The sequence below is a fragment of the Kitasatospora sp. MY 5-36 genome (assembly GCF_001182915.1).
GTDB lineage: Bacteria > Actinomycetota > Actinomycetes > Streptomycetales > Streptomycetaceae > Kitasatospora.
Genome location: NZ_LFVW01000140.1, coordinates 1 through 18,781, shown reverse-complemented (window position 1 = coordinate 18,781; position 18,781 = coordinate 1). Strand labels below are relative to the sequence as shown.

The following is an 18,781-nucleotide window of genomic DNA, read 5'->3' as shown; positions in this document are numbered from 1 at the left end:
GCGCGGACCCGGTCGGCCATGTACGCGGCGGCGCTGCACCTGCTCGGGCACGGGGAGGACGGCATCCTGGCCGGCCTCGACGCCGAGCACGGGCACGGCTACGCGCACAGCCACGGGCCGGGGGAGCAGAGCCACGGTCACGGCCACGGGCCGGGCGGGCATCAGCACGGCCACGCGGCCCACCCGCACCACCCGCACCACCCCAGCCATACCCACGAACCCGCACACACCCCCCACTGACCCGGCAGAGAGGAAGGCCAGCCATGTCTGGTGGCGCCGCGTACCTGTACGGCGACGACCCGGTGGAGATCAACGCCGGCCGCGCCAAGGCCACCGTCACGGTCAGCAACACCGGTGACCGGGCGATCCAGGTCGGATCCCACTACCACTTCTTCGAGGCCAACCGCGCCCTCGACTTCGACCGCAACGCCGCCTTCGGCAAACACCTGGACATCCCGGCCGGCACCGCCGTCCGGTTCGAGCCGGGCGACACCAAGGACGTCACGCTCGCCGAGTTCGGCGGCCACCGCCGCCTGGTCGGCTTCGCCAACCTCGTGGACGGCGGCATCACCGCCCCCGCCACCCGCGCCCGCGCCGTCGACCGGGCCATCGCCCTCGGCTTCAAGGGCACCAACCTCGACCACAAGGAAGACCGGCCCCGGGACTTCCACACGGAGACCCACCCGGAAGGCGACCGCTGATGGCCATCCTCTCCCGCAGGCAGTACACCGACCTCTTCGGTCCCACCGTCGGCGACCGCTTCCACCTCGCCGACACCAACCTCCTGGTCGAGGTCGAACAGGACTTCAACCAGGGCCACTACGGCGACGAGGCCGTCTACGGCGGCGGCAAGGGCATCCGCGACGGGATGGCCCAGGACCCGGCCGCGACCTCCCTCCAGGGCGCCCTCGACCTGGTCATCACCAACGTGGTCGTCATGGACGCGGTGCTCGGCGTGGTCAAGGGCGACATCGGCGTCAAGGACGGCCTGATCGTCGCGGTCGGCAAGGCGGGCAACCCGCACACCCAGAGCGGCGTGCACCCGCGGCTGGTGATCGGCCCCGGCACCGAGGTGATCTCAGGCGAGCACCTGATCGCCACCGCCGGCGGCATCGACACCCACATCCACTTCATCGCCCCGCAGCAGGTGCAGGAGGCGCTGAGCAACGGCATCACCACCCTGATCGGCGGCGGCACCGGCCCCTCCGACGGCACCAACGGCACCACCTGCACCCCCGGCCCGTGGAACATCCACCGGATGTACCAGGCCGTCGAGGACCTGCCGGTCAACGTCGGCCTGCTGGGCAAGGGCAACGGCTCGCTGCCCGGCGCGCTGCGCGAGCAGGTCGAGGCGGGCGTGTGCGGCCTCAAGGTGCACGAGGACTGGGGCAGCACTCCGGCCGCGATCGACAGCGCGCTGAGCGTCGCCGACGAGTACGACGTGCAGGTGGCCATCCACACCGACACCCTCAACGAGTCCGGCTACTTCGAGGACACCCTGTCCGCGATCGACGGCCGCACCATCCACACCTTCCACACCGAGGGCGCCGGCGGCGGCCACGCCCCCGACATCATGCGGATCGCCGGCGAGCCCAACGTGCTGCCGTCCTCCACCAACCCGACGCTGCCCTACACCGTCAACTCGGTGGACGAGCTGCTGGACATGGTGATGGTCTGCCACCACCTCAGCCACAACATCCCCGAGGACGTCTCCTTCGCCGACTCCCGGGTCCGCGCCGAGACCATCGCCGCCGAGACCGTGCTGCACGACGAGGGCGTCATCTCGATCTTCTCCTCCGACTCGCAGGCGATGGGCCGGATCGGCGAGTCCTTCACCCGGGCCTTCCAGACCGCCCACCACTGCAAGGAGCAGCGCGGCAAGCTGGCCGGCGACAGCGAGCGCAACGACAACGCCCGCGTCCTGCGCTACCTCGCCAAGCTCACCATCAACCCCGCCGTCGCCTCCGGCACCGCCGACCACATCGGCTCGCTGGAGCCCGGCAAGCTCGCCGACATCGTGCTCTGGCCGATCAACTCCTTCGCCGCCAAGCCGAAGATGGTCATCAAGGGCGGCGTGATCAACTGGGCGCTGATGGGCGACCCGAACGCCTCGCTGCCCACCCCCCAACCGGTCTACTACCGCCCGATGTTCGGCCAGTACGGGCGGGCGAAGCAGGCCACCCGGGTGTCCTTCATGTCGCAGGCCGCCGTCGACCTCGGGGTTCCGGCCCAACTCGGCCTGGAGAGCCGGGTGCTGCCGGTGCGGCGGTGCCGTACGGTCGGCAAGCAGCACATGGTGCGCAACGACGCGCTGCCGAAGATCGCGGTCGACCCGGAGACGTACAAGGTCACCCTGGACGGCGAGCCCGCCACCATCGAACCGGCCCGCGAGCTGCCGCTCAACCACCTGTTCTACCTCGCGTGAGCCCCGTCACCGAGACGCGGCCGGGCCTGGATGCCATGGGCGGCCTGGACGCTGTGGACGGCCTGGGGGATCCGGACGGCCTGGACGGCCTGGACGCCCTGCTGGTCTGCCTCCAGCTGACCGACTCGGCCTTCCCCAGCGGCTTCTACACCCTCTCGCACGGGCTGGAGGGCTACGCCCAGGCCAAGGCCGTCACCCCGGACACCCTGCCCGGGCTGCTCGCCGACCTGCTGCGGCACGGCGTCGGGCCGTCCGACGCCACGGCCCTGGTCCTGGCCCACCGGGCGGCCACGGCGGGCGACTGGGAGCTGCTCGCCGAGACCGACCAGCGGCTGCATGCCACCAGGCTCAACCGCGAGCTGCGCCTGGCCGCCACCCGGACCGGGCGCCAACTCCTGGACATCGCCCGGGAGTCGGTGGGTGGCGAGCCGCTGGAGCGGTACGCCGCGCTGGTCGCGGAGAAGCGGGCCCCCGGCTGCCAGGCGGTGGCGGCCGGGGTGGCGTACGCCTCGGCCGGCGTCCCGGTCCAACAGGCCGTCACCAGCGACCTGTTCGCGTTCTGCACCAGCTTCGTCGGCGCGGCGCTGAGGCTCCGGCTGACCGACCACCGCAAGGCGCAGGTGGTGCTGCGGGCGGCCTCCCCGGTGATCCGGGAGGTCGTATCCGCAGCCTTGGAACGGGACTTGGCGGACCTCGGCGGCTGCGTGCCGGTCGCGGACGCCATGTCCGGGCGGCACGAGCGGGCGGAGGCCCGGCTGTTCATGAGCTGACCGCCCGATGCGAACGTGCGCCACAGAAGAACGACCGACAGAAGGAGGAGAGTTGACCGAGAACGTGCTCCGCGTGGGCATCGGCGGACCGGTGGGCTCCGGCAAGACGGCGCTGATCGAGGCGCTCGTCCCGGTGCTGATCGCCCGCGGCCACCGCCCGGCGGTCATCACCAACGACATCTACACCCAGGAGGACGCCCAGCACGTGCGGCGCACCCTGGCCGGGATGCTGGACCCCGAGCGGGTCGTCGGCGTGGAGACCGGCGCCTGCCCGCACACCGCCGTACGGGACGACCCGACGATGAACCTCGCGGCCGGCGCCGAGATGCTGGAACGCTTCCCGGACGTCGACACCCTGCTGTACGAGTCCGGCGGCGACAACCTCACGCTGACCTTCAGCCCGGTGCTGGTCGACCTCTTCCTCTTCGTCCTCGACACCGCCGAGGGCGAGAAGATGCCCCGCAAGCGCGGCCCGGGCATCACCGAGTCGGACCTGCTGGTCATCAACAAGATCGACATCGCCCAGTACGTCCGCGCCGACCTCGGGGTGATGGAGTCCGACGCCCACCGGGTGCGCGAGGGCGGACCGGTGGTGCTCACCAACTGCCTGACGGGGGAGGGGCTGGAGGAGATCGCGACCTTCCTGGAGACCTTCCGCAAGGTCCCGGCGTGACAGCCTCCCCGGCTGCGGCGGTGCCCCGGCTCGACCCCCGGCACTACGAGCCGGCCCGCGTCCCGTACGAGGTCCGCCGCCACGCCGGGACGCCCGACACCCTCGCGGTCGGACGTCCCGGCAAGGTCGGGCTGCTGGAGCTGGCCTTCGAGCGGGTCGGCGGACGCACCGAACTCACCGGCCACTACCAGAAGTCGCCGCTGCAGATCATGCGCCCGCTCTACTTCGACCCGGCCCGCCCCGACCTCGCCGTCACCTTCCTGATGTCCACCGGCGGCGGCATCCTCCAGGCCGACCGGCTCCGCACCGACCTGCACTGCGGCGCCGACACGGCGGTCCACCTGACCACCCAGGCCGCCACCAAGGTCTACCGGATGGAGCACGACTACGCGACGCAACTGGTCAACCTGACGGCCGGCCCGCGCGCCTACGTCGAGTACCTGCCCGAGCCGGTGATCCCCTTCGTCGACTCGCGCCTCTACCAGCGGACCGTCCTCACCGTCGACCCGGACGCGACCGTGCTGGCGGGCGAGACCGTCCTGGCCGGCCGCCTCGCCCGGGGCGAGCGCAACGCCTACCGGGTGTTCGCCTCGGACCTCGAAGTGCGGCGCCCAGGTGGTGAATTGGTGGCACTGGACACCGTGCGACTGGAGCCCTCGCCGGGTGGAGGCGGAGGCGGAGGCGGAGGGGGCGGTAGGGGTGCCGGGGTCACCGGGCCGGCGGTGCTGGCCGGGCACGACGTGATGTCCAGCCTGTACGTCCTCAGCCCGCTCGCCCCGGCGGCCCGGATCGCGGACGTCCTGCACGAGGCGGTGGCCGGCTGCGGCCAGGAGTACGGCGAACTGCTCTACGGGGTCAGCGTGCTGCCGCAGGACAGCGGTGCCTGGCTGCGGCTGCTCGGCTCCGACACCCGGGCCTGCGCCGCCGCCCTGCGCGCGGCCTGGGACGCGGTCCGGCGGCTGCTGATCGGGGTGCCGGCGCCGGAGCTGCGGAAGACGTAGGGCCGTCGGCCGGCGCCGCCGGTCGTGATCTTCTTCCGGATCCGGCACAACCCCGGGGCGGGGTGCGCGGTCCTGTCTGGCGTGAACGACGATGCGAGACGGGACGCCGTGCCGGATGAGGCGCGCGAGACGGTGCCGGATGACGTGCGCGATGCGGTGCCGGAGGACGTGCGGGAAGCCGCACCGGACGGTGTGCCGACGCCACCGGCCCGGCGCCTGGTCAACCGCCGGCGGCTGCTGACGGGCGCCGCCGCCCTGGGAGCCCTCGCGGCCGCCGCCGGCGTCAACGAGTGGGCCCGCCGAAAGAGCTCCCACGGCCCGCGACTCTGGCGGACGACCGCCGCGAGCGGGCGGCTCGTGCTGTCCGCCGACCGCCGACAGGGCCTCTACGCCTCCGGCTTCGACGGCTGGGTGCGCGCCCTCGACCCGCGCACCGGCGAAGTCCGCTGGAGCCGTACGGTCAGCACACCCGACGCCGCCGCTGCCCCGGGCGGCTGGCCGCCGGCCGCCGAGGACGGCGTGGTGTGCGTGGCCACCGACACCCGTCTGCGGGTCCTGGACGCGGCGTCGGGGGAGCAGCGCTGGGAGGCCGCCCTGCCCGACTGGTCCGAGGGCGGGTGGCGGCAAGGCCCCGCCGTCGGCGGCGGCAGCGTGTTCGCGGTGTACGGAAGCTCGGTGCGCTGCTACGACCTGGCCACCGGCGAGCCGCGCTGGACCGGCCCGGCGGGCGTCTCGGCCGCTCTGGCCCTCGGCGGCGGCACCGTGTACGCGGCGGGGAGGCCGAGGGGGCTCCTGGCGCTGGACGCCCGCACCGGCGAGTGCCTCTGGGAGCGCGACCTCGTCGTCAGCGGCCCACTGACCGTCCACCGGGACGCCCTGCTGGTCTCCTCGCCCCCGGAGACGATGGCCTCCACGATCGTCGCCGCGCTGGACCCGGCGACCGGCGCGCAGCTCTGGGCGTCCGTCCAGCACGGGGAACTGAGCTGCCCCCTGTCGGCCGCCGGTCGGACCGTCTACATGGGCGGCGGGGACCGTCTGTTCGGGTTGGACACGACGACCGGCGACTGGGTCTGGAAGGCCAACACCTTCGCCGGTCGGAAGGGCGGGACCCCGGCCATGGTCGCCACCGAGGACGGCGTCTACGCCTGGTCGGGGGACGGCCGGCTGTGGGCGTTCGACCCGTCGACGGGCGGGATGCGCTGGCAGGACGATTCGGAGGAGGTCGGCCGGATCTCGCTGGCCGCCGCCGGTGGGACCGTCTACCAGGGCGGCCCGGGCGGCGTTCTCGCGCTGGGCGCCCTGCCGGCGCCGCCGGAGGCCTGACCGGGCGGGTTCAGGAGCGGCCCGTCCCGCCCGGCTCGCCCGATTCCATGGCCGCCAGGCGGGCGACCTGGCGGTGACTGAGCTCGACGGTGCGGTTCATGTGCCGCAGGAGGAAGGCGAGTTCGGCTTCGCTGTCCTCGGCGAAGACGGCCGCCCAGTCGGTGGACAGCTCGCGCCACACCTCCCCGAAGCGCTCCAGCGCCTCGGGGAGGACCGCGACCAGCACCCGGCGGCGGTCGGCCTGGTCGCGCTGCCGGGCGACCAGCCCGGCCTTCTCCAGCCGGTCGACCAGCCGGGTGGCCGAGCCGCTGGTCAGCCCGGTGAGCTCGGCGATCCGGCCGGTGGTGACCGGCCCGTCCTCCAGGGTGAGCAGGTTGAGGCACTGGACGTCGGTCGGGTGCATGCCCAGGTGGTCGGCGACGGCCTGGTTGAACAGCACGTACGAGGCCAGGTAGCGGCGCGAGACCGGCCACAGCCGGGCCATCAGTTCGTCGCGGGTCGTCGTCATGGGGGAAGGGTAACCGGCTGCCCGATAATTGTTTGCGCCACGCAGAGATCTTTCTCTATGTTGCCTGCATGACGCAGATAACTGAGCCCGCGGCCTCCCGTGCCCGCCTCCTCCCCGTCGCCGTCACCGGCGCCACCGGCGCCCAGGGCGGCGCCACCGCCCGCGCCCTCCTCCGCGTCGGCCGCCCCGTCCGCGCCCTCACCCGGAACCCCGGCTCGCCCGCCGCCACCCAGCTCGCCGCACTCGGCGCCGAACCGGCCCGCGCCGACTTCGACGACCCGGCCTCGCTCGCCACCGCCCTCGACGGCACCGGCGCACTGTTCGCGATGTCCACCCCGTTCGGCACCGACCTCGGTGTCGAAGTCCGCCAGGCCACCGCCGTGCTGGACGCCGCCCGGGCAGTCGGAAGCGTCCGGCACGTCGTCTTCACCTCGGCCACGAACGCCGACCGCTCCACCGGCATCCCGCACTTCGACAGCAAGCACCGCATCGAACAGCACCTGGCCGGCCTCGGCCTGCCCTGGACCGTCCTCGGCCCGGCCGCCTTCATGGAGAACTACGCCAACGACTGGACCCTCCAGTCCCTCCGCGACGGCGTCTTCCACCTCCCCATGCCCCCCGGCGTCCCACTCCCCGTGATCGCCGCCGACACCATCGGTGCCTTCGCCGCCCACGTCCTGGCCAGGCCTGACGCCTACGCGGGCCGCCGCATCGACATCGCCTCCCAGTGGCGGACGGGCGAGCAGATCGCCGCCGCGATCAGCGCCGCCAGCGGCCGCCCCATCCGCTTCGAACAGGTGCCGCTCTCGGTTGTGGCGGCCCACTCCGAGGACCTCGCCACGATGTTCCGCTACTTCCAGGACCCCGGCCTCACCATCGACACCGCCGCCCTGCACGCCGAACACCCCACCATCGACTGGCAGCCCCTGGAGACCTGGGCGGCGGCCCGCACCTGGGACCTCTGAGGGCTTCAGGCGCCCGCAGTGACCTTGGGTGCTGAGACCTTGATCAGGTTGATCGTTCCAGCCTGGTGCACATCGCCGTTGACCGTTCCGCCCGTGACCTGATTGGCGGTCGAAATCCTTGGATCGCTACCCACCCGATCTAGGCCAGCCGCTCCACGAACTTGCGCTGCCACGGTGTTTCGACGGCGTGCCGGCTGTAGTGCTCCCGTACGTACGCCACTGCCTCGGCAGCCGGGACGCCGTCCAGGACGGCGATGCAGGCGAGTGCGGTGCCCGTGCGGCCCCGGCCGCCGGCGCAGGCGAGTTCGACGCGTTCAGTGGCGGAGCGTTCCCAGGCTTCGCGGAAGGCGTCGGTGGCGTCCGTGCGGTCGGTGGGGAGGCGGAAGTCGGGCCAGCGTACCCAGCGGCTGGGCCAGTCGACGTGCGGCGGGCGGCCCAACAGGTAGAGGCCGAAGTCGGGTCGGGGGCCGGGTGGCAGGGGCTTGCTGAGGCCGCGGCCGCGCAGGAGGCGGCCGGAGGGCAGGCGCAGGAGCCCGGGGGTGGTCGGGTCCCAGGTGGTCGGGCCCGGGGTGGTGGGGTCGGTCATGTCGGCCATTCCTCAGGTGGGGGAGGGGTGTTCAGGATGCCGCGTGCAGTCCGACCGGGCCGCGGGGCAGTCCGGCGCGGTGGGCCAGGGCGGCGGCTTCGCCGCGGGAGGAGACGTCGAGTTTGGCGAGGATGTTGGCGACGTGGAACTTCACCGTCGACTCGCTGATGTGGAGCGCCGCCGCGATGTCCCGGTTGCGGCGGCCCCGCGCGAGCTGGTCGAGGACCTCGAGTTCGCGCGGTTGGAGGCCGTCGAGGGGGTCGGTGGCGAGGGCGGGTTCGGGCAGGGCGAGCGGGAGGTCGACGGTCACGGTGGTGCCCCAGCCGGGGACGGCTTCGACGCCGTGGCGTCCGCCGAGGGCGGTGATGCGGTCGGCGGTGCGGTGGACGGTGAGGGCGTCGGCGGTGAGCAGGCCGAGGCCGTCGCCGCGTACGACGGCGCGCAGTTGGCCGTCGGCGGTGAGCTGCCAGCTGACGTGCAGCCGGGTCGGCTTCTCCTGTTCCAGCATCAGCAGGACGGCCACCCGGACGGCGTCGCGGGCGGTGTGGGCGGCGTCCGCCGGGACGGAGCGGTCGGCTTCCGGCGGGGGTGCGACGTCGAGGTGGACCCGGGTGTGCCGCAGCAGCGGGCGCAGTTCGCGGACGAGTCGGGCGAAGGCGGCGTCGGCGGGTTCCTCGCTGAGGGTGCGGTCGAGTTCGGCGCCCTGGCGCAGGTCGAGCAGGGCGGTGACGGCCAGTTCGGTGGCGTTGCGGCGGGCGGTGGCGTCGTCCAGGCCGGTCGAGCGCAGTGGGGCCAGGATCGCGGTGAGCGCGGCGCTGTGGGTGCCGGTGAACTCGGCGATGGCGCGGGCGCGGGCGTTGGCGGAGGCGCGGGAGGCGGCGGTCTGGGTGGGGGCGGCGTCGGTGGCGCGGTGGTCGGAGTGGGCGATGACCAGGTCCCACAGCTGTTGCAGGACGGCGAGTGCCCCGGGGGCGACCGGTTCGGTGCCCGCCCGGACGAGGACGAGGACGGCGCCGCTGTCGTTGCCCGGCGTGGTCGTGACGACGACGACCGGCCGGGACTGTCCGGCGAGTTCGGACTCGCCCTGCCAGGGGCGGCCGGCGGAGGTGGTCGCGGCCGCCTGTTCGGCCAGCCGGGACAGGTCCAGCGTGCTGATGGCGGCGGTGAGTTCGGGCGGGCCGTAGCTGTGGGAGGGGTTGAACGTGCAGACGCCGCTGAGCTGCGCGAGCGCCGTGTGCGGGACGAGGGTGCCGAGCACGTCGGACAGGCGCAGCAGGAGGTCCGGCCGGGGAGCGCGCAGCACCTCGACGGCCTGTGCGAGCGCGTCCTCGGGGCGGCCCCAGCGGTCGCGCCAGGTCCCGTCCGCGTGCGTCCCGTCCGTGTGCGTCACGTCCGCGCGCGGATCGCCCGTGCCCGCCCCGTCCGTGCGCGTGCGCGTGGCGGTTCCGGGCGGCTCAGTGGTGTCCATGCGGTCCAGCCTAGTTCGGGCGCCGCCAGGCCCGCCTGGCCGTTCGGACAGGTCGAACCGTCCGAAGGACTGGCTGGGCTGCCGTTGCCCCGGTCGCAGGATGGAAGACGTCGGAGGCAACAACTCCCCTGGAACCGAAGGACCTTCCCATGACCAAGGCGATCGCCTTCCCCGAGTTCGGCGGCGCGGACGTGCTGCGCCCGATCGACATCGAACTTCCCGCCCCGGGCCCCGGCCAGGTGCGGGTCGCGGTCCGCGCGGTGGGCGTCAACCCGCTGGACCACAAGCTGCGCACCGGCGAGCTGGCCGGGTTCTTCCCGGTCTCCTTCCCCTACGTTCCGGGCTTCGAGGTGTCCGGCGTGGTGGAGGCCGTCGGCGCCGAGGTGAGCGGCTTCGCCCCCGGCGACGAGGTGTTCGGTGCCCTGATGGGCGGCGGCTACGCGGAGCGGGCGCTGGTGGACGCGGCGATGCTGGCCCACAAGCCCGCCACCCTGGGCTGGACGGAGGCCGCCGCGATCCCGACGGCGGCCGAGACGTCCGAGCGCGCCCTCGCCGTCCTGGGTGTGCGGCCCGGCGAGACCCTGCTGGTGCACGGTGCGGCCGGCGGGGTGGGCACCGTGCTGCTCCAGTTCGCCCGGGCGCGCGGGATCACCGTGGTCGGCACCGCGAGCGAGTCGAACCACGACCACCTGCGCGAGCTCGGCGCGATCCCGGTGACGTACGGCGAGGGCCTGGCCGAGCGGGTGCGGGCCGCCGCCCCGGGCGGGGTGGACCGGGTGCTGGACGCGGCCGGGCGCGGGGTGCTGCCGCTGTCGATCGAGCTGGTGGGCGGCGCGGACCGGGTGCTGACGATCGCCGACATCCAGGGCGCGCAGGAGCACGGCGTCCGGTTCACCGGTGGCGCCGAGGGCGTCGAGCCCTACTACACGAGCGCCTACGCGGCCGCGCTGGCCCTGCACGAGGCGGGCACCCTGCGGCTGCCGCTGCACCGGGTGTTCCCGCTGGCGGAGGCGGCCGAGGCGCAGCGGGTCAGTGAGGGCGGGCACCTGCGCGGCAAGATCGTGCTGACGGTCTGACAGGCACACGGCGCCCGCCCTGTCCCTGTCTGCCCGTTTTGCTTCCGTTTTGCATTGGCTGCGCCATTTCCGTACGGTTTCATCCGTTCGGAGTAATTCGGCAGGCGGACGCGCCGTAAACACGGCGCTACGCCGTCCGGCCGACATGCGGTCCCTCGAACGGTCGACCAGGGTTGGCCGGACGTGGGCGGCACCGGACCGCCTGCCCTGACGGTCAGGAGGACCAGGCGCATGGGTGGAACGGACAGGCGGGCGGTGATCGGCGAGTTCCTCGGGACCCTGCTGCTGGTGCTGCTGGCAGTGGGTGCGGCGGTGCTCGCGGGGGTGGCGATCGGTCCGGTGGGCATCGCGTTCGCGTTCGGCTTCGTGCTGCTGGCGCTCGCGTACGCGCTCGGCCCGATCTCCGGCTGCCACGTCAACCCGGCGGTGACGCTCGGCTTCCTGCTGGCCCGCCGGATCGACGGGCGCACGGCGGTGTCGTACTGGGTGGCGCAGCTGCTCGGCGGCATCGCGGGTGCGGGGCTCGTCCTGCTGCTGGCGAAGCAGATACCGGGGCTGGAGACCCACGGCAAGCTCGGCACCAACGGCTGGGGCGAGCGCTCCCAGATGCACATCAACGCCGGCGGCGCGTTCCTGACCGAGGTCATCCTCACCTTCCTGCTGGTGTACGTCGTCCTGGCGGTCACCCACCGGCTCGCCGCGGTCGGCTTCGACGGGCTGCCGATCGGCCTCGCGCTGGTGGTCGTCCACCTGGTCGGCATCCCGCTCACCGGCACCTCGGTCAACCCGGCGCGCAGCCTCGGCCCGGCGCTGTTCGCGGGCGGCGACGCGCTGTCGCAGCTGTGGCTGTTCCTGCTCGCCCCGCTGGTCGGCGGCGCGCTGGCGGCGGGCGTGCACCTGCTGACCCACCCGCAGCCCAACCTTCCGGTGGCGGAGGCCCTGGCGACGGACGCGCGGGTGTAGTACCCGCCGTCGAGCCGGCGCGGCGGCCGGGACCGTACCGACGGTCCCGGCCGCCGTTGTCGTCGGTGGCCTTCTGCCGGCTCCTGCTTCTCTCCGCTCCGCCCCCCGGTCCCGCTCCGGGCCGCTTTTGAGCCGCCGACCGGCCGGATCCGGCGGACCGGCCGAAGGCGCCCGACGCGTGGCCGCCCGCTGGGTAGAGTCGCGCCATGGTGACTGAGAACGCGGGGAGCCCCGCGGGCGGGCGGCTGGCCGGCCGCTCCTGTGCGGTGACGGGTGCGGCCAGCGGTATCGGACGGGCCGTCGCCGAACGCTTCGTCCGGGAGGGCGCGTCGGTGGTCGCCTTCGACGTGGACGAGGCCGGGCTGGACCGGCTGGCCGAGCGGTTCCCGGACGCCGTCAGCACGGTGGTCGGGGACGTGGCCCGGGACGAGGACGCGCGCCGGCTGGTGGCCGCCGCCGTCGAGCGGCACGGGCGGCTGGACGTGCTGGTGGCCAACGCCGGGATCATCCCGCTGATGGAGATCACCGAGGCCACCGCCGAGGACTGGGACCACGTGATGGCGGTGGACGGCCGCGGCATGTTCCTCACCTGCAAGTACGCGATCGAGGCGATGACCGCGCAGGACCGGCCCGGCGGCTCGATCGTCTGCCTCTCCTCCATCTCCGGCGAGGCCGGCCAGCGCGGCCAGGCGGTGTACGGGCCCGCCAAGTTCGTCGCCTCCGGCCTGACCAAGCACCTCGCCGTCGAATGGGCCGACCGCGGCATCCGGGTCAACGCCGTCGCCCCCGGCACCATCACCACCGAGCGGGTCGCCCGGCTGTACGACGAGCCCGGCGGCACCGAGTACCTCGGGGCGATCGAGAAGCTGCACCCGATGGGGCGGCTGGGTGACCCGGCCGAAGTCGCGGCGGCCGTCCTCTTCCTCGCCTCCGACGACGCTTCCTTCGTCACCGGGGTCGTGCTGCCGGTGGACGGCGGGTACCTGGCGCAGTAGCGGGCCCGGTCGGCGGGGTGTCCGGCTGCCCGGTTCCCGGCTGCTCGATTGTCCGGTTACCTGGCTGCCCGGCTGCCCGGCTGCCCGGCTGCCCGGCTATCCGGCGAGCAGGTCGACCAGGGCGGACACCCCGTCCGACCCGTGCCCGGCCCCGACCGCCCGCCGGGTGACGGCGAGCGCCGCGTCCAGGACGGAGGTGTCCAGGCCGCGCGCCCGGGCGGTGTGCGCGACGTGCGCCAGCCCGGCCTCGGCGGAGGCGAGGCTGCTGTGGTCGCCCGGATGCCGGCGGTCGTCCGCGCGCTGCGCGAGGCGGTCGATCAGCGGCGGCAGCAGGCGCGGCAACCCCTGGGCGTACGGCGCGAGTTCGGCGCCGCTGATGCCCTCGGTGCGGGCCAGCGCGAGGGCGTGCAGGAAGCCGTGCACGGTGGTCCAGAACAGGTCGAGCAGGGCCGCGTCGAAGGCCGCCGCCCGGCCCGGGTCCGCGCCCACGTGGCGTACGGTGCCCAGCGCCCGCAGCGTCGCCTCGTGGGCGGCGAAGGCCTCGGCGTCGCCGCTCAGCAGGACGGTGCCCTCCGGGTGGCCGATGGTCGGGGTGGGGGTGAGGACCGCGGCGTTCAGGAGGCGGTAGCCCCGGGCCTCGGCGTCGGCGGCGTTCGCCCGCGCGTCGCCCGGCGCGATCGAGGTGGCGTTGACGACGGTCCGGCCGCGCAGTGCCGCCCCGGCGGCCTCCAGTACGGCACGGGCGGCCGACTGGTCGCGGACGCAGAGCAGGACGAGCGGGGCGCCGGCCTCGGCGGGGCCCGTGGCTCCTTCGGTGGAGCCCGTCACCGCCTCGGCGGGGCTCGCGGCCGACCGCGCGCCGAGGGCGAGCGGTTCGGCGTCCCGGCCCGGCGTGCGGTTCCACACGGTGACCGGATGGCCGGCGGCCAGCAGCGCCCCGGCCAGCGCCCGGCCCATCGGACCCAGGCCCAGCACGGCAACGGCGGTGCGGGCAGGGGAGGTTGAGGAAGATCGTTCGTTCGGCATGGCGGTTACGCTAGACCTTCACGCCGACGGCAGAGTCAAGGCGGAGGGGCACGGCGGAACGTCACGGGGGCTTCGGTGGAGAGGCTCGGTGACGACCCGCGGTGGACGGTCCGTCGAGGAGGTGTCCGCGATGCGGATCGGAGAGCTCGCCCGGCGCACCGGGGCCACCCCGCGCGCGCTGCGCTACTACGAGGAGCAGGGGCTGCTCACGCCCGAGCGCCGCCCCAGCGGCTACCGCGAGTACGGAGAGCCGGACGTCGACACCGTCCGCGGGATCCGCACCCTGCTCGCGGCCGGCCTCAACAGCGCCGTGATCGCCGAGATCCTCCACGGCCTGCCGGGCCCGGGGCAGCGCCCTCCCGGCCCGACCTGCCCCGAACTGCTCGACGGTCTGGCCCGGGAACGCGCCCGGATCACCCGGCAGATGGATGAACTCGCCGAAGCGCGAAGCCTGTTGGACGCCATCATGGGCGCGGAGGCGCCGAGCGAGGCGATCCGGTCCGGCCGGCTCCGGGCGGCGGACCGCCGGTCGGCCGGGGAGCGTGAGCAGGCCGGGGGCCGTCGCTCGCGGCAGGACGGGGAGCGTGAGCAGACCGGGGGCCGTCGCCCGCGGCAGGACGGGGAGCGCCGCCCGGAGCCGACCGGGGGGTGCCGCCCGCAGCCGGTGGCGCGGAAACTCGATGGTGCGCGCTCGCGGACCGTGCTGGAGTGAGCGGATGGATCATGACGACATGCTTGCCCTGTTCGACGACCGGATCCGGCGCAACACGCCGCCCGATCCCGGCTGCCGCGTCGAGCGCGACGGTGCGGTGGTCCGGCAGGTGGGCTCGGAGCACAGCTGGAACGGCGTGGTCTGGTCCGGGCTGGACGAGGCCGGGGCGGACGCGGCGATCGCCGCGCAGGTGCGCCACTTCGCCGGACTGGGGCTGGAGTTCGAGTGGAAGGCCTACTCCCACGACCGCCCCGCCGACCTCGGCGCCCGCCTGCTGGCGGCCGGTTTCACCCCGGAGCCGGACGAGGCGCTGATGCTCGCCCGGATCGCGGACCTGCCCGCCGAGGCCGCCCTGCCCGAGGGCGTCCGGCTGCTCCCGGTGACCGACCCGGCCGGGGTGGACCTGCTGATGGACGCCCACACACAGGCCTTCGGCGCCGAGAACCCCCGTCTGCGCGAGCGGCTGCTCGACCACCTGCGGCACGGCGTCGGGACGGTCAGCATGGTCGTCGCGATGGCCGGCGACCGCCCGGTCAGCGGCGCCAGGATGGAGCTGATCCCGGGGACCGGGTTCGCCGGCCTCTGGGGCGGCGGCACCGCACCCGACTGGCGCGGCCGGGGCATCTACCGCGCCCTCATCGCCCACCGCGCCCGCCTCGCGGCCGAGCTCGGCTACGAGTACCTCCAGGTCGACGCGAGCGACCAGAGCCGGCCGATCCTGCAGCGCCTCGGCTTCGCCTGGGTGAGCACGACGACTCCGTACGTCCGCCAGCCGTAGGGCCTGCCGGGGGCCGCGGGTACGGGTACGGGTGGGGAGAATCCTTCCCACCGTGTGGACGCGACCGGTGTGCCCCTGCCGATCGGCAGGGGGACGTGGGGGTGCCGCTGCTCAGGATGTGCCGTTCAGTACATGTGCGGGAGGGGTGGCCGGGGTCATCGTTGGGGCACCACGAGCGGGGCCGTCCGGGCCCCGGGAAGGAGCCCCGGCATGTTCGACCTCCGCCACCCGCGCGCCCTCGCCGCGACGGTTGCCGTGCCCGCCGTCCTCGGCCTGGGCTTCGGCCTCGGCCTCGGGCTCGTACGCGCCCGGAGGCGATCAGGCCGGGAGCCGTGCCCGAGGCACCGCGGCCGGCCCGACGAGGGTCGTGAGAAGGCAATCCGACAGGGCCGCCTGCCGTCGTTCCGAGGACGCTCGTCACGGGGCGCTCGTCGGCCGCCCTCACGGCAGCCGCTCGACCACGACCATGGCCGCGTCGTCGTTCAGTCGGCCGCCGACGTGGGCGAGCAGGTCGCGGCGCAGGTGGTGGAGCAGGGCGGCGGGGTGTTCGGCACGCCAGGCGGTGACGCGTTCGGTGAGCGGGTAGAAGCGCCGCTGGGCGTCGCGGGCCTCGATCACGCCGTCGGTGTAGATCAGCAGTCGGTCGCCGGGCCGGAACGGGAAGGTCTCCGTCTCGTACCGCGTCGGCGCGAGCTCGCCGAGGCCCAGCGGCGGGGAGGGTTGGCGGGCGGCGAGGGCGGTGATGCCGTCGGGGTGCAGCAGCAGCGGGGGAGGGTGGCCGCAGTCGATCAGGCGCACCGGGGAGCCGTCGTCGGGGATGTCGAGCAGCACGGCGGTGATGAAGGACTCGCCGGAGTCGCCGCTCTCCTCCGGGGGTTCCTCGGGCGGGGGGAAGGGCAGTGCGGAGAGCGCCTGCCGCTCGCGCCGCTCCCACCGGTCCCGCCGGGACTGTTCGGCGAGCTGGGCGAGGTCCCAGCTGACGCTGCCGTCCAGGTAGGCGGCCAGGTCGGGCAGTTCGGCGTGCAGGTGGGCGGCGGCGCGGAAGGCGCCGAGCAGCAGGGCGGCGTCGCCGAGCGAGGAGAGGCCCTTGCCGCGCACGTCGCCGACCAGCAGCCGGGTGCCGGTGGCGGTGCGGGCGGCCGCGTACAGGTCGCCGCCGACCTGCGCCTCGGCCTCGGCGGCCAGGTAGACGGAGGCCAGGTGCAGCGGGCCGATCCGCTCCGGCAGCGGGCGCAGCAGCACCCGCTGGGCGGCCTCGGACACCGAGCGCACCCGGGCCAGTTCCCGCTCGTGCCGTTCGCGCAGCACCCGCAGGCCCACGATCAGTGCCGAGACGATCAGCTGCGCGCTGAGCTGGGTCTCGATGTTCGCGCTGGTCAGGCCGTCCCGGACGGCGCCGATGACGGTCAGCGCGGCGAACGCGAGCGCGGCGACCCCGGCGGTGGCCCGGGGGCCGGCGAAGGAGGCGGTGAGGGCGGGGGCGACGATCAGCAGCGGGCCGAGGTGGACGTCCGGCGGGGAGACGATGTCGACGACGGTGATCAGCACGATCAGCGCGAGCGTGAGCGCCGTCAGCACCCGGCGGTCGGGCCGCCAGGCGCGGCGGCGGTCGGGGGGATGCGGCGCGGGCGGCGGGTGCGGCGCATCGGGACGCTGCCGGAGGGGCACTCCTCCTCTGTACACCGTGGGGGTGCCGGGGCGCACCCGGAGCGGCCGGGCTCACTCCCCGGCAGCGTTCGGTTCCTGCTCCCCGCCAGCGCTCGGCTCACGCCTCCCGGTAGGGCTCCGCCCGCTCCCCTGCGGTGCCCGGTCAGCCCTCCTGGCCGTAGCGGGCCAGGTAGTCGGCGAAGCGGGCGACGTCCTCGTCGGACCAGTCGGTGAAGCGCGCGGTGAAGGAGAGCCGACGCTGCTCGTTGGCGTCCCGCAGCAGGGTGAGCCCCGCCTCGGTGGCGCGCAGGATCTGGCCGCGCTGGTCGTCCGGGTCGGTCTCGCGGGCCAGCAGGCCGAGCTTCTCCAGGGCGGTGACCTGGCGGCTGACGGTGGACTTGTCGAGCATGAAGTACGCGGCCACGTCGGCGGCCCGGCAGCCGCCGCGCTCGGTGATCAGGTCGAGGATGCTGTAGGTGACCAGCGAGAGGTCGGGGTGCAGCTGGGAGGCCTTGTGCCGGGCGCGGCGGGCGAAGGCGGTCAGCTCGCGCTGGATGGTCTCGATGGACGACTGGCGGCCGGGCACGGCGTTCCTATCTCCTCGATATTTGTTGCACTATACAACAGATGTGCCCGGGATCGCGCCCCGCTCCGGCGCCCGCCGTTCCGGTGCGGCCTGCCAGGCGCGGGCGGCGGCGATCCGGCTGGTCGCACTCGGGTGAGTGGCGAACAGTAGCTCAAGCACCCTCGGCGGGTCGACATCGGAGACGTTCGCCACGGCCAGTCTGCGCTGCATCGCCACGAACTGCTCGACGTCCCCGGTCAGTTCGAGCGCGTGCCGGTCCGCCCTGGCCTCGATCCGACGGCTCACCGCACACTGCGCCGGCCCCGACAGCGCGCCCAGCAGCGCCGCCAGTGCCGCCAGCAGCGGCAGCGCCCGGGGGTCCGCCGCGTCCGCCGCCCCGGCGGCGTCCAGCAGCGGCCGCCAGGTGGCGAGCAGGCCGAGGACGGCCACCGCGACGGCCGCACCGACCGCGCCCAGCGCGGTACCCACCGGCACGTCCCGGTGCTTGACGTGGCCCAGCTCGTGCGCGACCACCAGTTCCACCTCGCGCGGCTCGGCGCTGGTCAGCAGGGTGTCGTACGCGACGATCCGGCGGGTCGCCCCGAACCCGGAGACGTACGCGTTGAGCGCGGTGGTGCGGCGGGAGGCGTCCGCGACCAGGACGTCCCGCACCCGGACGCCGTCCCGCTCGGCCAGTGCCAGCAGCGCGGTGCGCAGCTCCCCCGGGGGCATCGGGGAGAAGCGGTTGAACACCGGCTCGATCAGCAGCGGATGGAGGAAGGAGAGCGCCACGGTCAGCAGCGCCGCCGCGCCCGCCCCCGGCAGCCACCAGCGCTGCGGCGACCAGGCGGTCAGCGCGAACAGCCCGAGTGCGAGCGGGAGGACGAGGACGAGGGTGAGCGCGAGGCCGCGGACGGCGTCCAGCGCCCACCCGGCCCAGCCCTGGGTCACCAGCCCGTACCGGGCCCGGACGGTCCGCGCCCCGGCGCCGAACGGCAGCTGCAGCGCCTGGCCGAGCAGCACCAGGGCTGCCGCTCCGGCGAGCACCCCGGCCGTCCGGGAGCCGCCGAACCAGCCGCCGACAGCGGTCACCACGGCGGCGCCGGCCGGCGTGATGCCGAGCAGCAGGGTGAGCGCCAGGCCCGCCAGCCGCCCGCCCAGCGCCCACGGCAGCTGGGCGCGGCGCAGTGCCCGGCCCCGGGCGCGCTCGTCGGGGGAGAAGTCTGGGGTGGCCTCCGGGGTGGGGGCCTCGGAGGCTGGCGTGGTGTCCATGGCGGGGAGCGGCTCTTCCGGTCGGGGC

At 74.4% G+C, this 18,781-nt stretch carries 18 protein-coding genes and 2 pseudogenes; 13 read left to right on the top strand and 7 right to left on the bottom strand.

Features of this window, described 5'->3' with window-relative positions; translation table 11 throughout:
• The 7 genes and pseudogenes from AE652_RS10865 to AE652_RS10835 form a co-directional block, all read left to right on the top strand.
• Nucleotides 1–240 (top strand): annotated as a pseudogene (locus tag AE652_RS10865) (hypothetical protein); the annotation flags it as partial.
• A gap of 23 nt (nucleotides 241–263) precedes the next feature.
• A complete protein-coding gene (locus AE652_RS10860; protein WP_063780133.1) occupies nucleotides 264–701 on the top strand; it encodes an urease subunit beta in 438 nt (145 codons plus the stop codon).
• Nucleotides 701–2,425, top strand: coding sequence for an urease subunit alpha (ureC, locus tag AE652_RS10855; protein WP_049651051.1), 1,725 nt, complete (start codon nucleotides 701–703; stop codon nucleotides 2,423–2,425). The genes AE652_RS10860 and ureC overlap by 1 nt, the downstream gene beginning before the upstream one ends.
• Before the next feature lie 35 nt (nucleotides 2,426–2,460).
• Entirely contained in the window at nucleotides 2,461–3,195 is a 735-nt protein-coding gene (locus AE652_RS10850; protein WP_049651050.1) for an urease accessory protein UreF, read from the top strand.
• Between the two features lie 52 nt (nucleotides 3,196–3,247).
• A complete protein-coding gene (gene ureG / locus AE652_RS10845; RefSeq protein WP_049651049.1) occupies nucleotides 3,248–3,868 on the top strand; it encodes an urease accessory protein UreG in 621 nt (206 codons plus the stop codon).
• Nucleotides 3,865–4,869 (top strand): urease accessory protein UreD, encoded by a 1,005-nt coding sequence (locus AE652_RS10840; protein WP_107086419.1) that lies wholly within the window; start codon nucleotides 3,865–3,867, stop codon nucleotides 4,867–4,869. The genes ureG and AE652_RS10840 overlap by 4 nt, the downstream gene beginning before the upstream one ends.
• A 144-nt stretch (nucleotides 4,870–5,013) precedes the next feature.
• The gene (locus tag AE652_RS10835) at nucleotides 5,014–6,192 is read left to right on the top strand and encodes a PQQ-binding-like beta-propeller repeat protein (RefSeq protein WP_159028427.1); all 1,179 of its coding nucleotides are present in this window, start codon (nucleotides 5,014–5,016) and stop codon (nucleotides 6,190–6,192) included.
• Nucleotides 6,193–6,202: 10 nt separating this feature from the next.
• Here AE652_RS10835 and AE652_RS10830 read toward each other — a convergent pair whose 3' ends face one another.
• Nucleotides 6,203–6,700, bottom strand: coding sequence for a MarR family winged helix-turn-helix transcriptional regulator (locus AE652_RS10830; protein ID WP_049651046.1), 498 nt, complete (start codon nucleotides 6,698–6,700; stop codon nucleotides 6,203–6,205).
• A 68-nt stretch (nucleotides 6,701–6,768) separates the two neighbouring features.
• Here AE652_RS10830 and AE652_RS10825 point away from each other — a divergent pair, with 68 nt between their 5' ends.
• Nucleotides 6,769–7,665, top strand: a complete 897-nt coding sequence (locus AE652_RS10825) for an NmrA/HSCARG family protein (RefSeq protein ID WP_049651045.1) — start codon at nucleotides 6,769–6,771, stop codon at nucleotides 7,663–7,665.
• A 139-nt stretch (nucleotides 7,666–7,804) separates the two neighbouring features.
• Here the strand turns inward: AE652_RS10825 and AE652_RS10820 are convergent, their stop codons facing one another.
• The gene (locus AE652_RS10820; RefSeq protein ID WP_049651044.1) at nucleotides 7,805–8,251 is read right to left on the bottom strand and encodes a hypothetical protein; all 447 of its coding nucleotides are present in this window, start codon (nucleotides 8,249–8,251) and stop codon (nucleotides 7,805–7,807) included.
• A gap of 31 nt (nucleotides 8,252–8,282) precedes the next feature.
• On the bottom strand, nucleotides 8,283–9,719 hold the full coding sequence (locus AE652_RS49195; RefSeq protein ID WP_082345652.1) for a response regulator transcription factor: 1,437 nt from the start codon (nucleotides 9,717–9,719) through the stop codon (nucleotides 8,283–8,285).
• Nucleotides 9,720–9,868: 149 nt separating this feature from the next.
• Between AE652_RS49195 and AE652_RS10810 the strand changes: the two genes are divergently transcribed.
• The 3 genes from AE652_RS10810 to AE652_RS10800 all read left to right on the top strand — a co-directional run bounded on the left by AE652_RS10810 (nucleotide 9,869) and on the right by AE652_RS10800 (nucleotide 12,753).
• Nucleotides 9,869–10,795, top strand: a complete 927-nt coding sequence (locus tag AE652_RS10810) for an NADP-dependent oxidoreductase (RefSeq protein ID WP_049651043.1) — start codon at nucleotides 9,869–9,871, stop codon at nucleotides 10,793–10,795.
• 231 nt (nucleotides 10,796–11,026) lie between these two features.
• On the top strand, nucleotides 11,027–11,758 hold the full coding sequence (locus tag AE652_RS10805; protein WP_049651042.1) for an MIP family channel protein: 732 nt from the start codon (nucleotides 11,027–11,029) through the stop codon (nucleotides 11,756–11,758).
• A 206-nt stretch (nucleotides 11,759–11,964) separates the two neighbouring features.
• The gene (locus tag AE652_RS10800) at nucleotides 11,965–12,753 is read left to right on the top strand and encodes an SDR family NAD(P)-dependent oxidoreductase (RefSeq protein ID WP_049651041.1); all 789 of its coding nucleotides are present in this window, start codon (nucleotides 11,965–11,967) and stop codon (nucleotides 12,751–12,753) included.
• Nucleotides 12,754–12,849: 96 nt separating this feature from the next.
• Here the strand turns inward: AE652_RS10800 and AE652_RS10795 are convergent, their stop codons facing one another.
• Complete coding sequence (locus tag AE652_RS10795) at nucleotides 12,850–13,728, bottom strand: NAD(P)-dependent oxidoreductase (RefSeq protein ID WP_234348338.1); 879 nt, start codon at nucleotides 13,726–13,728, stop codon at nucleotides 12,850–12,852.
• A gap of 181 nt (nucleotides 13,729–13,909) precedes the next feature.
• On the opposite strand from AE652_RS10795, the pseudogene AE652_RS48085 reads away from it, so the two are divergent.
• A pseudogene (locus AE652_RS48085) lies at nucleotides 13,910–14,272 on the top strand (MerR family transcriptional regulator); the annotation flags it as partial.
• 223 nt (nucleotides 14,273–14,495) lie between these two features.
• The gene (locus tag AE652_RS10785; protein ID WP_049651039.1) at nucleotides 14,496–15,269 is read left to right on the top strand and encodes a GNAT family N-acetyltransferase; all 774 of its coding nucleotides are present in this window, start codon (nucleotides 14,496–14,498) and stop codon (nucleotides 15,267–15,269) included.
• A 441-nt stretch (nucleotides 15,270–15,710) separates the two neighbouring features.
• Here AE652_RS10785 and AE652_RS10780 read toward each other — a convergent pair whose 3' ends face one another.
• The 3 genes from AE652_RS10780 to AE652_RS10770 all read right to left on the bottom strand — a co-directional run bounded on the left by AE652_RS10780 (nucleotide 15,711) and on the right by AE652_RS10770 (nucleotide 18,753).
• Nucleotides 15,711–16,847: a PP2C family protein-serine/threonine phosphatase gene (locus AE652_RS10780; RefSeq protein ID WP_049651038.1), complete on the bottom strand. Its 1,137-nt coding sequence runs from the start codon at nucleotides 16,845–16,847 to the stop codon at nucleotides 15,711–15,713.
• A gap of 232 nt (nucleotides 16,848–17,079) precedes the next feature.
• A complete protein-coding gene (locus tag AE652_RS10775) occupies nucleotides 17,080–17,502 on the bottom strand; it encodes a MarR family winged helix-turn-helix transcriptional regulator (RefSeq protein ID WP_049651037.1) in 423 nt (140 codons plus the stop codon).
• A 30-nt stretch (nucleotides 17,503–17,532) separates the two neighbouring features.
• Entirely contained in the window at nucleotides 17,533–18,753 is a 1,221-nt protein-coding gene (locus AE652_RS10770; protein ID WP_049651036.1) for a M48 family metalloprotease, read from the bottom strand.
• Nucleotides 18,754–18,781 lie beyond the last annotated feature (28 nt).